The following is a 13,723-nucleotide window of genomic DNA, read 5'->3' as shown; positions in this document are numbered from 1 at the left end:
ATAACGAACTCTTCTCTATAATCTGATTATTACTATATCCATTGACGTATAAAAATACATTTGTTACTCTTAAACATGTTAATTTAATACATAAATCCTCATTCGTATCTCGGTGAGGTAGAGGTTGCAGTCATTAAGAGTATCATTTCAGGAGATGTAGTGGCATTGATGAAGAAATGAGAAAGGAATGATTGCCGAAGTAAGTCGTGTCCACCATGCACGCTTGCTGGGTCTGCATTTAATAAGTGCAGAACTGTCACAAACGTTTCGTTTGTGGAGAGCTATCGAGAGGTATGTCGTGGGTTTCTTATAAGATAGAAAGCATGTAGCGGCAAATTACGTGCTTTTTTTGTTTTGTTTGGACCTTCTCTTCCCTACCGTGGAAGACATACATATCTCCTCGCTTGACTTGGTTATACTAACTTTGGAGGTATTTTCTATGCAACAAAAAAAATGGGGCTTTTGGGTACTAACAGCTTTCGTTGTCGGTAACATGGTTGGCGCTGGTATTTTCATGGTGCCAAGTACGTTGGCACAAACAGCAAGCCCACTCGGTGTCACTTTAGCTTGGTTAACAACAGGATTTGGTGTTTTAATGCTAGCTCTTGTTTTCGGTAATTTAGCAATTCGTCGTCCTGATTTAACGACAGGACCACAAAGTCATGCATATGCTTTATTCTCAACACCAAAAAGAAAGAAAATGGCTGGTTTCAGCATGGTGTGGGGATATTGGGTTGCAAACTGGGCAAGTAACGTTGCCATCATTACATCTTTCGCGGGATATTTATCACTCTTCTTCCCGATTATGAAAGATACGCGACTATTATTTTCAATCGGCTCGTTCGATATAGAAGTTGGAAAGCTCATTACATTTACTATTTGTTCCGTCTTACTATGGGGCACACATTTAATTTTAACAAACGGTGTAAGCGGAGCTGGGAAGCTCAACTTCCTAGCAACAACAACGAAAGTAACTGGATTCCTTCTATTCATCATTGTTACGTTATTTGCGTTCGAAGCTTCAAAATTTGGACAATGGTACACACCAATGATCGATAAAGAAGGCGTATCACACGGTCTACTTTCACAAGTAAACTTAGCTGCTCTTACAACACTTTGGGCATTTATTGGGATTGAATCAGCGGTTCTTTTATCAAACCGAGCTACTTCTCCCAAAACGGTAAAACGTGCGACTGTTGCAGGATTACTTATCACAGTTGCAATTTACTTAGGAATTACAATTTTAACAATGGGTGTACTTCACGTTGATAAATTACAAGCTTCTGAACGTCCATTAGCAGATGCATTAAACGCTGCAATGGGTCATGGTGGCGGGAAACTTATGGCATTACTTGCTCTTACTTCCCTATTCGGTTCAATATTAGGCTGGATTTTATTAAGCTCTGAAGTACCTTATCAAGCAGCCAAAGAAGGTTTCTTCCCTTCCTTCTTTACAAAAACAAATAAAAAAGGAAGTCCAATTTACTCATTACGATTAACAAACATTATGTCGCAAGTGTTCTTATTCTCAACACTATCTGGAACCATTGCGGAAGCTTATACATTCGTTATTACAGTATCAACTTTAGCCTACCTCATTCCATATCTCGTTTCACCAATCTTCCAGTTAAAACTGGTCGCAACTGGTGAAACTTATAAAAATGAGTTACGGGCAAGAATTATAGATGGTGTGGTCGCAGTTATTGCAATTTGCTATGCACTATGGGTTATTAAAACAGGAGCATCCGATATAAAAACATTTCTTCTCGGAATTGGTTTATTCGGGATTGGCTTTGCCTTCTATCCATTAATGAATCGTGATCAGAAAAAAAATAAAAAAAATAAAAACGAGCAAGTTGCGTAACGCAATTTGCTCGTTTTTTACTTTCCAAAACATATATAATAGAAAAAAGAGGTGAAAAACATGTCAATCGAATCACTATGGAGCTCTCGCTTTCAACAACATATTCAAAATGCCATCACATACTTTGCACGTATGATTAACGGTTTACTATATAGCTTCATCTTCGTCTCATGTGTAGGTGCATATTATTACGCTAAGTTTCTTAAAACGGATCCTTCTAAAGGAATATCTCTATTGCTTATTACAATCGTCTTAACAGCGATTATAACGAGATGCCCAATACGTACATTTATTCAAAAGCCCGATGCTGTCTATTTACTAGCATTAGAAGAGAAATTAACATCTTATTTTAAAAAATCTCTTCTATATAATTACATCATTCAGCTTTTCCCGCTTATATTTACGTTCCTTGTTATCGTACCGCTTGCCATGCAATCATTACAACTAGCCGTACCTTTCTTATGTACAATCTTTATAATTTTAATGATTCTAAAGGGCTGGAACATATACATACATTGGATATGGCGTGATAGTCATGAAAAAAACATATGGTTTATCATTCGTATTGCTTGTAACGCCCTGATCATTTACATGCTGTTTTATGTTGCAAATGTAATTGTATTAGGCGGATTACTCTTACTTCTCGCTTTCCTACTTCTATATACGAAGAAACAGCCCCCAAAGCGAATACCATGGGAATACATAATCGAGCAAGAAGAAAAAATGGACATACGATTTTATCAATTCGCTAGCATCTTTACCGATGTTCCGCAAATTAAAAAACAAGTAAACGGCAGAAAATGGCTTACAAATTGGATTGAACCTTTATTACATAAAAAACAAGCTACTTTCTTCTATTTACATACACTTGCATTTTTACGTGGTAATGATTATTTCGGTATATATATTCGCTTGAGGGTAATCGGTGCTTTCATCCTATATTTTGTTCCGAATATATACGTAAAAGCTGCTATCGTTTATATCATCCTATATATGATTTCTATGCAGCTTCGTTCTCTGTGGAAATATTTTTCGGGAAATATTATCGTAGCATTATATCCAATTGATACTGAAGAACGAATGAGTCAATTTCTTAGCTTAATTTTCATATTGCTAAGTATTCAACTCATTGTATTTTCAAGTGTTATACTCATTGCTACAGGACAATTACTACATGCTTTGATTATTATGGTAATCGGTGTACTTTGGATAAGGTTTATTATTGTACCAAAAACGAAGAAACGCATTTCTTCATTTTAACGAAAAAGAGGCTGTACATAACAGCCTCTTTTTCTCGTCCTAAAATTTCTAATCACTTTTCGTAGGCATTTCTCATATAGTGAAAATGACTATACAATTCCTATCCATACGTTAAATAATGATTTCGCACATATAAATAAAAAAGATAGGAGCTCTATTATGAACAACAATCCGCCTTCAACGCCCCAAAACAACTCAGAAGAAAATAGCCGTGACATTAAATTGCAAACCTTACGGGTCATCGGACTCATCGTCCTCATTAGTGGTTATATCCTCGTCGCTCTCTCAGAAGTAGGTGAACTGAAGAATTTATTAACTAATCCTAACGCTAATCCTAACTTAGCTGAAGCTGATTCTTTTTAACTTTAGAAATAAGGGGAGAAATTATTTGATTTCTCCCTTTATCTCTCTTCTTCCTCTTCAGTAAATGGGGATGGTGGGATTTCTCCCTCTCCTTCTCCACCTATTCCTTCCAGCTCTTTAACCAACTCTTCATTCATAAGCGAAACTGTAGAGCAAACTGCCTCATTGGCTATTGTCATCCACCAGCCCATTAACTGTTGCACTTCGGGATCATCCACTGGTCTCCCCACTAATTCTTTTACACCTTTCGTATAACGAATAAAATCTTTGTCCCCTTCTACTAAAGCTTCTTTTGAATGATCAAATAAAACCTCGGTTACTTCATCCGAAGTATGCTGCTCAAACCATTTCCGGTTATCTCTCTCCCATTCTATACTTCTAATTAAGTGCATGAGAAATCCGCTATCTATGTCCTCTTTTTCTTCTAACAAATTTAATGTGCGATTAATAGCCTCAAGGACTGTCTCAATGTGTTCTCTCTTATCTTCGAAAGCCTTTTTTTGTATTTTCAAACCCTCATGTAAGTCTATGTCAACAGTAGGGCTATTAATTATTTCACTTATTTTCTCCAAACTATAACCTAAAAATTTAAAACTTACGATTTGCTGTAAAGTAAGTTCATCCTGCTTCGTATATAAACGATGGCCGGAACTAGGATTTTTTACAGGCTTTAGTAATCCAATTTCATCATAATAGTGTAACGTTCTAATAGAAGTTCCTGTCTTTTCTGAGAACTCGCCAATAGAATAATGCTGTTTTTTGTTCATCTTATATTGCTCCCTAAATGGTGTTATCGTCCTTCTACGCTTTCATCATACTACCTCACGTAACTGTAGGTGCAAGAAGAATTCATTATTTTTAATACATCTATATTATTTACCCAATATGAGAAACTTTCCTCTCATCCTCATACTGCTCTTTCCCTATCGCCCTCATAAATAATAAAATACTGCTCATACCAACTATGAAATAGAGCACACTCATTCCCCAAGAGGCAATAAATGAACCTAACATAACACCTAATGCACCATTCATTTTCGCCACTTGAAAGACCATTCCGTTAATCGCCATATAAGAACCTCGCGCCTCATTTGGCACCATATCTGCCATTATGGATTGACGAACCGGTACATACATCATCTCTCCTACAGTTTGGAAAAGCCCTGCAATTAATAAAATCCATAAACTATTGCTCGTTCCGAGTATGGTAAATCCAATTGTATAAATGAATAAGCCTACATATAAAATCTTTAAATCGTTGAAGCTCTTCAACATTTTAATAACAAGCGCCGAAAATAATACAATTAAAATTGTATTCTCTGTAGATATCCAGCTCAGCATTCGAATACCTGTTAAATCAAACGTAAAACCATTTCCGAAGAAAAAGTGAATCGTTTCAAATTCCTTCTGCAAACGTATCCCTAAATAATTATTAATTTGAAACTCTAAAGATAATGTACATATACTTGCTGCACAAAAAATTAAAAACGCTCGGTCTTTCATCACGACTTTATAACTATCTGCCATATCTTTTAATACATTTTTCTTCTCCACTGTTTTTCGTGCTACATACACTTCTTCCATATATACAGCCATCACATATAAAGTAATGATTGCAACAACCGTTAATACGATAAACAATTGTAATCTATAGTTTTCAAATAGTAACCCGCCAAATATTGCTCCAATCGCAATTGACAAGTTAATAGCCCAGTAGTTAATGCTGTACATGATTTTTCGATTTTCAGGTGTACTCACATCGATTAACATCGCTTCGGTCGCTGGGTTCATAAGTCCAGATCCTAAGCTGTTCACTAGCATAAATAAAAATGTTAACCACGGTGAATCTACATAATCTGAGTTCGCAATTCCCATACAAGCAATGGAAACGACTTGTATACTTTGGCCGATAATCATCACTTTTTTACGACCGAGTCGATCTCCAATATATCCACCGTATAAACCAATTACTAATGAAGCTATTACATTAATTAGTAGTAAAGCACCAGCCATCGCACTACCTAACTTTATTGAAAAATAAATTGCCATAAACGGAAAAATCATCGTTGATACCGCTCGTGTTAAAAATGATGTTATAATTCTAATTTTTATATTTCGATGCATACTCCAGAATCCCATCGGTTCCCCCTCCTTATGCTTATTCATTTTACTTTGAAAAAGAGGAAGAAAAAGGTTAGAATATTCTAAAGAGTTTCCCCTTTTAAATAGAAGGAAGTGCATACATATGAAGATTATGGACTATTATGTTCGTTTAAGGTTACATTCACAAGATCAGCAACTTATACGAAATAGCTTACAAGAATTAGCGGATATTTTATATTGCAGTACGAAAAACGTGAAGATTTTATTAAAGAAAATGAGCGAGGAACAATTCATTAAGTGGACACCAGGGCGTGGTCGCGGAAATAAAACAGAAATTATATTTGTACATAGTTTCGTAGAAGCAATTGAATCCTATACAGATGAACTGTTAGCCCAAGAAAAATTAAAAGATGTCTTTCTTCTTTTAAAAGAACCTCTACCCCTTGCACTTCAAAAAAAGATAGAAAATAAACTACATCATCATTTTGGATACAAACCTTCAAATGATATGTACGACATATTGAAGATTCCTATATCAAGAAAGATATTCCCATTAGATCCGGCTTTTGTGGCTGTAACTACGGAGAGCCATCTTACTAGTCAAATTTTTGATACATTAGTCTTTTATAACGATGTGACAGAACAAATGGAACCGCACATTGCTCATACGTGGGAATTAAGTCAGGATCAACTTACGTGGACGTTTTATTTACGAAAAGATATACATTTTCATAATGAAACTCTTTTAACTTCTAAAGATGTTCAATTTTCATTTGAAAGATTGCAGCAAGCTCAATCTCCTTACGCATGGTTAACACAGGAAATTGTCCAAATTGAAACACCATCACCACTGCAAATTCGATTCCATTTAGCAAAACCAAATTTATTTTTCTTACGTTATGTGAGTTCCATGCAACTCGCAATTTTACCGCATGATGCAGTTATTCAAAATCATCACTACATAGGTACTGGACCTTTTAAACTTACTCATTACTCTGAAGACAATATCGTACTCGAAGCGTTCACCCATTATTTTAAAGAGCGTGCGTTATTAGACCGTATTGAATTTTGGGGTATTCCTGATCATTTGCAAATAAATGCTGATTATGAACTACCAAATGAAGAGGAAAATGAAAGGCATGATATACAAATAGAAGAAATAGGTTGTATTTATGCTAGCTTCAACTTTACAAAACCTGGTCCTCATCACGACATTCACTTTCGAAAAGCTTGGAGAGAACTATATGACGTTGAAACGATACTTCATAGCATAGAAGGCAGACGAACAATTGCTGCTTCAAGCTTTTTCCCTGAAAGAAGCCGCCAAGTTCCTAAAAGGTCCTACTCTCTTGAAAAAGCGAAAGAGTATTTAAAAAAGAGCACCTATAATGGAGAGACGATTCATATTTACTTCTTCGCATTTAAAGATAGTGCAAATGATGCACATTTCCTAAAAGAACGCTGCGAACAATTAGGAGTACACGTAGAACTTCACCCATTTCTCGTTTCAGATTATATGGATCGTTCTATTGATAAACATGCGGATATTATTTTCATGGGGGAAGTATTTGCTACCGATCATGAAATTGCATTTTTAAATGTATTTAAAAATAAAAGTTGCTTCGTAAATCGATTCATGGACCCGCACTATGCAAAACAAATTAATTGTTTACTTGATACCTTTTTATTAGAAGACAATAAAGAAAAACGGTATAAGCTCATGTATGAGATCGAAGAGTTTTTACAAACAGAACACATCATTTTATTTAACTATCACGTTTTAAAAAGAAAAACATATCCTTCTTCTTTAAAAAACGTAACAATTGATTCATTCGGTTGGGCGAATTTTGCGAAGTTATGGATACAGCCATCCCCGCATTAAAATATGAGTTTTTATAAAGTGAAACTTTAATCAGTGGGGGTTTTGTTCATCCCCACTGATTATCAGCCTTCACCAATCGGGCTTTTACGAGCAGTTGATCCCCCACCTAACTTCTTTGCTTCCGCTGAATTTTGAGGTGGGAGTCTTACTGCCCGGCGAATAGCGGGATAAAAGGAGAAGAACCATGAAAAGCAACCTAGAAAAAAGGCTTTCCTATCTATACACAGGTGAGTTATTTTCAGTCATTACTTTTATTTTCACAAGTTACTTACTTAATTATGCTTATCCTACGTTACATTTATATTCCTTATATTCTTTTTGGATCTCATTTCTTCTTTTAGAGTTTATCTTATTACAAGGAACACTTTACTGGTACGTAAAGTGGAAACGACTAAAAAAAGAGAAAACATCTGTTACACCCATTAGGATGATTCAATATTTAAAAATACTTAAAAAGATAAATATAGCATTACTTATCACGGGATTTATTACGTTTACTATTGATTTTGTAATTTGGTATCCCCACTTACCTTTAGGTGGGCTATCATTCACTCTATTTATTTATATTTTTGCATTACTTGAGTACATTAACTATTATCATACTCAGCTTTCATACGATAACATCTCTGATATTAAACATTTAATCAAATCAAAAAAACTAAAACAGTCCTGTATGAGTAAAGATTTTCAACGTATTTCATAAAAGGTTAAATTCCGCTTATGAAGACTTTAAGCTAAGAAAAACTAAGCAATTTTTATGAATGCAAGAGAAGGTACTACCTCCTTAGTAGTACCTTCTTTTACATGTTTAAAGATGAACCTTTTTACGCACAAAGATGCAAACTACTATTAAATTACCTCAGCCAAATGATTCTTCAAGTCCATCAAAAATTTCTCAATATCCGGATTTTTCACCACATCATAACAAGCAAAGCTCTTTAACGGACTCATACCAATAAACTTCTGCACACGATGTAAATGACTAAGTGCTGATTCTAAACTTTCTCCTTCAAAGAACTTCGTCTTATCTCCGAATGCTTTTTCAGGTGCATTCCAAGTTGTAGAAAACATATACTGCTTCTCTTTTAATAAACCACCTGTTCCGTATTCATCTGCACCTTTAAAGAACAAACCGTATTCATACACTTCATCCATATATGTTTTAAATAATCCCGGTACACTAAACCAGTAAATAGGTGTTTGATAAATTACAACATCAGCCCATAAAAACTTTTCTTGCTCTTCCTTAATACTGTATCCAGCTTGAATCGTTGTTGTTTTCACATGATGATTCTCACTTAATACAGTTATCATATAATCAACTAACGTTCTATTTAATCGTCCTTCTTTCGTACCGTATTTTTCATGTCCATTTATAATGAAAATATTTTTCATCACTTTTCTCTCCCCTATATGATCTACTCTTCAGCTATTAAGCCGAGTTGCTGCTTCAGCGTAAGATTATCTTCTAAATGCCAATCTTCCGTTATCTTTCCGTCTTTCACATGCAAAATATCAATTGCAAAAAAATTGATTTTCTTATCATTATGAGTTCCTGTAAAAGAAAGACGAGCTGTTACTTTATCACCAACGACTAATAAATCTTCAATCTCGCAATGTATATCAGGAACTACTTTACGAAAGTTTTGCGCCGCAAGCTTTAATCCTTCAGTGCCTTGTGGTCGACCTTTCGGCAGTGTATTATCGAAAAAATTTTCAGTAACCGTTTGCGGAATAAGTTCCTCCCTACCTGTATCCCAAAATGCATAAAAGCGCTGCGCTGCATGAACTCTTTCTGTCGCTTCTTTTTTGCTCAGTGAAGGATCGATTGTCATTGCTTTTGGCTTCGGCATTTCTTTTAATAACTGAATTTCAGTTTTTTGCTCACCACTACATGCTACAAGTACAATACAAATGACAAAAAAACTAAGAAACATAAACAACTTTTTCATACCCATGGAAATCACCTCCTCTTCATACAAACCCTTTGTATTTCGTATTGCTATTGTATATGCACTAACTTCCTTTATGGAAGTAGTGATATTTTTTTCATATAGTTACCAAAAAGATAGTTTTGTGATACGATAAGGCAAATTCATTCAAAAAATTTTTATGGAGGCTATTTCCATGAGCAATATAGATCCAGTTGTATTAACGAAAGGTTTACCTGGTATACCTTGTCCTATCGCTAAAACGCTTGACGTAATTAGTACAAAATGGACGTTTTTAATCATTCGTGACCTTCTTATCGAAGGAACTTTACGCTTTAGTGATTTACAAAAATCAATGGACGGGATTAGTCCGAAAACATTATCACTTCGCCTAAAAGAATTGGAAGCACAAGGGATTATAACGAGAAAAGTATATCCAGAAGTTCCACCTCGCGTAGAGTACACGTTAACAGATAAAGGAAAGCAATTAGAGGGGATATTTATTGAATTAAAGCGGTTTGGATTAAGTTTATAAACGAAAAGCCCCTTACCATAAAAATAGTAAGAGGCTTTTCGTTATTCACTACATTACTTCGCAAAACTTTGAGCTAGCTGTTTCTCTCTCCACATAAATGTAATGCCGAGACCAACGATTAAAACAACACCTGAAAATGCATATGGATAATTAATGTTTATATCAAATAATATTCCGCCCATCGCTGGTCCTGCGATATTTCCTAAACTCGTATACGTTGAGTTCATACCAGCAACGAATCCTTGCTCTTTTCCAGCTGCTTTTGATAAAAACGTCGTTAAAGCTGGACGAAGTAAATCAAATGCTAAGAAAATAAAACAAGTAACAAGCAGTACAATCCAATAATTAAAGACTACAGTTGAGACGAATGCTAATACTGCACCCACAATTAAACATATTTGAATTAACACTTTCTCACCGAATATGTCAACCAATTTGCCAAACATAAATACTTGCACAACTACCCCAAAGATGGAGCTAATCGTAATAATTGCAGCAATATCTTTCGGTGTGAAACCAAACTTATGATCAGAAAACAGACTAAACACAGTTTCATATGCCGATAATCCGAATGCGAGTACAAATACAATAATAAATGCGATTGCATACATTGGATTTAATGATTTCTTTAAATCCCCGATAAAGCTTGATTCCTTCGTATTAGCAGAAATCTCTGCAAGCTCTTCTTTCGTTAACGGCTCTTTCAAAATAAATATAGAAATCACGCATGCGACAAAAGCAATCACTGCTGCCACAAAGAACGGCACACGTATACCGTATTCTGCAATAAACCCGCCGATTCCAGGCCCTATAATAAATCCGGTACTAATAGCCGCTGAAAGATATCCCATCGCCTTTGGACGTTCTTGAATAGAAGTAATATCAGCAACATATGCCGTAACACCCGGCATAATAAACGCGGCACTAATTCCGCCTAACACCCTCGCTGCATAAAGCATCCACACATCTGTACCTAATCCAAAAAGAAGCTCTGAAACACCAAAAATAAATAATCCAATGATTATCATTTTCTTCCTACCGTAAATGTCGACCCAACGACCCGTAATAGGTGAAGTAATAAGCTGAGCCATTGCAAACACTGCAACGAGATAACCCATCGTCTTTCCTGTTAAATTCATATCATTCATAAAGGACGGCATAACCGGAATGATTAATCCAATCCCTAAAAAAGCGATAAATATATTACTCAAAAGAATGATCAATACCATCTTTTGTTCTTTTATCGGTTTTTTCAATTTTCAACACCTCTTCCCGTAGTTCCTCTCAAAAATAATGCCCAAGAAGCTTTTTCTTTATCCTGCTATTTGTGGGTTCATACTGAGTAAAGATGTCCCCACTCATTAGATTTTCACTCTATCCTTCCACACATACATAAACACAGGGTGAATGACTATCATTCAGTTTCCCGCAGAAATGAACCTACCTTTTCAGACAGGTTCATCTTACTACTTCTTTATATGTAGTGCATGTGTTAAAAAATCTAGTACTTCTGCCTTTTGTAGCTCGACTTGCTCATCATCTTTATGATCATATAAATAAACTTGTTCCGCTGCTGATTCAACAAGAGCGATAAATAACTTCGCTGTTCGCTCAGCGTGAACCGAATCACGAATTTCACCTGATTCTTTTGCCTCACTTAAAAAGTCACTTAGCCATATATAAAGAGGCTCATATACAGCTTCCCATTCTTTTATATGTTCAGTTGATGCAAGGCCCGCATACATTAATGCTTGTATTTCACGATATTCAGCTATAAAGGTAAATACTGCATCTATTACTTGCTCAACTTTACTTGAAAAAGGTGAATCGTTCTGTACTTTTTCTTTCACTGCAAGTATCATCTTCTCAACCATCACTTCTGCTATTGCAGGCATAACAGATAACTTAGAAGGAAAATATAAATAGAAAGTTCCTTGTGCAATGCCAGCCAATTTCACGATATCAGAAATCTTCGTTTTTTCAACGCCCTTTTCCTGAAACACTTCAATAGCTGCATAGACAATTTTTTCTTTTTTATTCATCATCTAAACCCTTTCACACGCGTATTGAATGACTGTCACTCATTTTATAAAATAACTAGCTGTACTGTCAATCATCGTGCACTTTTCATAATAAAAATCTCCCAACAAATCGTTAGGAGATTTAACTTTAATATCCTTTTCTTATGAAAGAGCCTTTAATCCCGTAACTCCACATACGATAAGAGCTACACTAATCAAACGTGCCTTACTTTTCGATTCACCAAACAGAAACATATTTAATAAAACAGCTCCTGCTGTTCCAATGCCAATCCAAACCGCATAAGCTACACTTACTTGTAAGAACAAGAAAGATGTGTATAAGAATGCAAAGGAAGTTGCAAATCCACCTATATAAATCGCTCCATTTGCTAACGTCTTATCTTTACTATACATTTTAAGGCCTATCACACCGACTATTTCACTAATTGCAGCACAAAATACGAAAAACCAACCCATTTTTAAGCAGCTCCTTTCACAATTTCTTCCGCGGTTTCTTCTTTATTATCAGCCAGTTTTAAACCGATAACGCCCGCTACAACCATTACGATAAAGAATAGTTTTCCTACACTGAAACTGCCGCCGAAAAGGAATACATCCATTAGGAAAGTACCTACCGTACCAGCTCCGGCAAACACAGCATATACAGTCCCTGTTGCAAGATGTTCGCACGCTTTCGATAGGAAGTAAAAATCAACAGCGATAACTCCTACAATAATGACCCAATGCCACCAAGTATGAGCTGTATTAAAACCAAACACCCAAAAAATTTCAAAGATACATGTTAATATGACATATAACCAAGCTTTATTTTTCATATCTCTCACCTTCTATTATTCACTGACTGACCGTCAGTCATTTTTAATTTAAAAAATATAATCTCACTCTAACTACTATTTAAAAAACCAATATCATCCTCATTTATCCTTATATTTGTTCCGTTATTAAGCTAACTACATATAAAAGTTGCTTATCTACACCCTTTCATAAAAAAATGACTGAATGTCATTCATAAACATTCTACATGACCAATTGATAAAGTGTCAACACCCGGATTCTATTAACCAAAAATATTTTAAATTTCTTAAATCCACATGAATATTTCTTAATAATCTGTGAATAATTGTAGTAACATAATATTTTCTCCATTCCCCCCTTGGAGATCCCTTTGAATCGAGCAGTTGCTTTTAGCTAACTGCTCTTTTTTAATTTATCGGCACATTATAATAAAATACTCATAGATAAATTCCAAAACAGAGACCTGTACTCCCTTTTCAACATGCAACAAAGAACGAAATATTTTGTACGCTATTTACTTTTCAACGAGTCTTTGTATGCAATAATTTTATTTTCGAGCATCTTCTCTGTAATTTCTAAGTTTTCTCTTTGAGTTCGAATAGATTTTTTATGATTTTCTAACAGTTGTAAACGAGCTTCGGTTGTATGCTCCCCTTCTAAATATAATCTAGCATATTCTCTTATTTTCGCTATTGGCATTTGTGTTTGTTTTAATTTCATTACAAACTGCAACCACTTTATATGTGACTCTTCATACAATCTATTCCCATTTGTATCGCGATTTGCAATTAATATGTTCTCCTTTTCATAATAACGTAATGTATGTGTGCTCACTCCTAATAATTTAGCTACCTCGCTAATTGTGTACATAACCATACTCCCTTCGCACGCCATTTACTCTCATATACTTTACTGCCTTATCCAAATTATAAAAAACATTTGACTTAG

General features: G+C 35.2%; 15 protein-coding genes and 1 riboswitch. Of the genes, 6 read left to right on the top strand and 9 right to left on the bottom strand.

Features of this window, described 5'->3' with window-relative positions:
• Positions 1-110 precede the first annotated feature (110 nt).
• A riboswitch (Lysine riboswitch) is annotated at positions 111-292 on the top strand.
• Between the two features lie 147 nt (positions 293-439).
• From ABH959_RS15625 to ABH959_RS15615, 3 genes are all read left to right on the top strand, one after another.
• Positions 440-1,864 (top strand): amino acid permease, encoded by a 1,425-nt coding sequence (locus ABH959_RS15625; protein ID WP_404492822.1) that lies wholly within the window; start codon positions 440-442, stop codon positions 1,862-1,864.
• Between the two features lie 60 nt (positions 1,865-1,924).
• A complete protein-coding gene (locus ABH959_RS15620) occupies positions 1,925-3,124 on the top strand; it encodes an ABC transporter permease (protein WP_404492821.1) in 1,200 nt (399 codons plus the stop codon).
• 159 nt (positions 3,125-3,283) lie between these two features.
• Complete coding sequence (locus tag ABH959_RS15615; RefSeq protein ID WP_113936711.1) at positions 3,284-3,487, top strand: hypothetical protein; 204 nt, start codon at positions 3,284-3,286, stop codon at positions 3,485-3,487.
• A 38-nt stretch (positions 3,488-3,525) separates the two neighbouring features.
• Here the strand turns inward: ABH959_RS15615 and ABH959_RS15610 are convergent, their stop codons facing one another.
• Entirely contained in the window at positions 3,526-4,254 is a 729-nt protein-coding gene (locus ABH959_RS15610; protein ID WP_404492819.1) for a MerR family transcriptional regulator, read from the bottom strand.
• A 109-nt stretch (positions 4,255-4,363) separates the two neighbouring features.
• Positions 4,364-5,626 (bottom strand): MDR family MFS transporter, encoded by a 1,263-nt coding sequence (locus tag ABH959_RS15605; protein ID WP_002134601.1) that lies wholly within the window; start codon positions 5,624-5,626, stop codon positions 4,364-4,366.
• A 106-nt stretch (positions 5,627-5,732) separates the two neighbouring features.
• On the opposite strand from ABH959_RS15605, the gene ABH959_RS15600 reads away from it, so the two are divergent.
• Positions 5,733-7,472 carry an SgrR family transcriptional regulator gene (locus tag ABH959_RS15600; RefSeq protein ID WP_404492818.1) on the top strand — a complete coding sequence of 580 codons (1,740 nt, stop codon included), beginning with the start codon at positions 5,733-5,735 and terminating at the stop codon, positions 7,470-7,472.
• Between the two features lie 184 nt (positions 7,473-7,656).
• Entirely contained in the window at positions 7,657-8,175 is a 519-nt protein-coding gene (locus ABH959_RS15595) for a hypothetical protein (protein ID WP_061689542.1), read from the top strand.
• 146 nt (positions 8,176-8,321) lie between these two features.
• Here the strand turns inward: ABH959_RS15595 and ABH959_RS15590 are convergent, their stop codons facing one another.
• Entirely contained in the window at positions 8,322-8,867 is a 546-nt protein-coding gene (locus ABH959_RS15590) for an NAD(P)H-dependent oxidoreductase (RefSeq protein ID WP_404492929.1), read from the bottom strand.
• Between the two features lie 23 nt (positions 8,868-8,890).
• Complete coding sequence (locus ABH959_RS15585; RefSeq protein WP_404492817.1) at positions 8,891-9,430, bottom strand: ester cyclase; 540 nt, start codon at positions 9,428-9,430, stop codon at positions 8,891-8,893.
• Between the two features lie 169 nt (positions 9,431-9,599).
• On the opposite strand from ABH959_RS15585, the gene ABH959_RS15580 reads away from it, so the two are divergent.
• On the top strand, positions 9,600-9,938 hold the full coding sequence (locus ABH959_RS15580; protein WP_002166316.1) for a winged helix-turn-helix transcriptional regulator: 339 nt from the start codon (positions 9,600-9,602) through the stop codon (positions 9,936-9,938).
• A gap of 53 nt (positions 9,939-9,991) precedes the next feature.
• On the opposite strand, the gene ABH959_RS15575 is transcribed toward ABH959_RS15580, so the two are convergent.
• The 5 genes from ABH959_RS15575 to ABH959_RS15555 form a co-directional block, all read right to left on the bottom strand.
• Positions 9,992-11,194, bottom strand: a complete 1,203-nt coding sequence (locus ABH959_RS15575; protein WP_404492816.1) for an MFS transporter — start codon at positions 11,192-11,194, stop codon at positions 9,992-9,994.
• Between the two features lie 210 nt (positions 11,195-11,404).
• A complete protein-coding gene (locus ABH959_RS15570) occupies positions 11,405-11,983 on the bottom strand; it encodes a TetR/AcrR family transcriptional regulator (protein WP_002063960.1) in 579 nt (192 codons plus the stop codon).
• A gap of 138 nt (positions 11,984-12,121) precedes the next feature.
• Positions 12,122-12,436 carry a DMT family transporter gene (locus ABH959_RS15565; protein WP_000539672.1) on the bottom strand — a complete coding sequence of 105 codons (315 nt, stop codon included), beginning with the start codon at positions 12,434-12,436 and terminating at the stop codon, positions 12,122-12,124.
• Between the two features lie 2 nt (positions 12,437-12,438).
• The gene (locus ABH959_RS15560) at positions 12,439-12,795 is read right to left on the bottom strand and encodes a DMT family transporter (protein WP_002134594.1); all 357 of its coding nucleotides are present in this window, start codon (positions 12,793-12,795) and stop codon (positions 12,439-12,441) included.
• A gap of 490 nt (positions 12,796-13,285) precedes the next feature.
• A complete protein-coding gene (locus ABH959_RS15555; RefSeq protein WP_002169085.1) occupies positions 13,286-13,645 on the bottom strand; it encodes a MerR family transcriptional regulator in 360 nt (119 codons plus the stop codon).
• Positions 13,646-13,723 lie beyond the last annotated feature (78 nt).

The organism is Bacillus sp. RC51, from assembly GCF_044908115.1.
Taxonomy (GTDB): domain Bacteria; phylum Bacillota; class Bacilli; order Bacillales; family Bacillaceae_G; genus Bacillus_A; species Bacillus_A mycoides.
This window is presented reverse-complemented; position numbering and strand designations above follow the sequence as displayed.

Excerpts from the sequence above, each read along its gene's own strand:
- ABH959_RS15625 (WP_404492822.1), top strand. The coding sequence starts at position 440 with ATGCAACAAAAAAAATGGGGCTTTTGGGTACTAACAGCTTTCGTTGTC.
- ABH959_RS15620 (WP_404492821.1), top strand. The coding sequence starts at position 1,925 with ATGTCAATCGAATCACTATGGAGCTCTCGCTTTCAACAACATATTCAA.
- ABH959_RS15615 (WP_113936711.1), top strand. The coding sequence starts at position 3,284 with ATGAACAACAATCCGCCTTCAACGCCCCAAAACAACTCAGAAGAAAAT.
- ABH959_RS15610 (WP_404492819.1), bottom strand. The coding sequence starts at position 4,254 with ATGAACAAAAAACAGCATTATTCTATTGGCGAGTTCTCAGAAAAGACA.
- ABH959_RS15605 (WP_002134601.1), bottom strand. The coding sequence starts at position 5,626 with ATGGGATTCTGGAGTATGCATCGAAATATAAAAATTAGAATTATAACA.
- ABH959_RS15600 (WP_404492818.1), top strand. The coding sequence starts at position 5,733 with ATGAAGATTATGGACTATTATGTTCGTTTAAGGTTACATTCACAAGAT.
- ABH959_RS15595 (WP_061689542.1), top strand. The coding sequence starts at position 7,657 with ATGAAAAGCAACCTAGAAAAAAGGCTTTCCTATCTATACACAGGTGAG.
- ABH959_RS15590 (WP_404492929.1), bottom strand. The coding sequence starts at position 8,867 with ATGAAAAATATTTTCATTATAAATGGACATGAAAAATACGGTACGAAA.
- ABH959_RS15585 (WP_404492817.1), bottom strand. The coding sequence starts at position 9,430 with ATGGGTATGAAAAAGTTGTTTATGTTTCTTAGTTTTTTTGTCATTTGT.
- ABH959_RS15580 (WP_002166316.1), top strand. The coding sequence starts at position 9,600 with ATGAGCAATATAGATCCAGTTGTATTAACGAAAGGTTTACCTGGTATA.
- ABH959_RS15570 (WP_002063960.1), bottom strand. The coding sequence starts at position 11,983 with ATGATGAATAAAAAAGAAAAAATTGTCTATGCAGCTATTGAAGTGTTT.
- ABH959_RS15565 (WP_000539672.1), bottom strand. The coding sequence starts at position 12,436 with ATGGGTTGGTTTTTCGTATTTTGTGCTGCAATTAGTGAAATAGTCGGT.
- ABH959_RS15560 (WP_002134594.1), bottom strand. The coding sequence starts at position 12,795 with ATGAAAAATAAAGCTTGGTTATATGTCATATTAACATGTATCTTTGAA.
- ABH959_RS15555 (WP_002169085.1), bottom strand. The coding sequence starts at position 13,645 with ATGTACACAATTAGCGAGGTAGCTAAATTATTAGGAGTGAGCACACAT.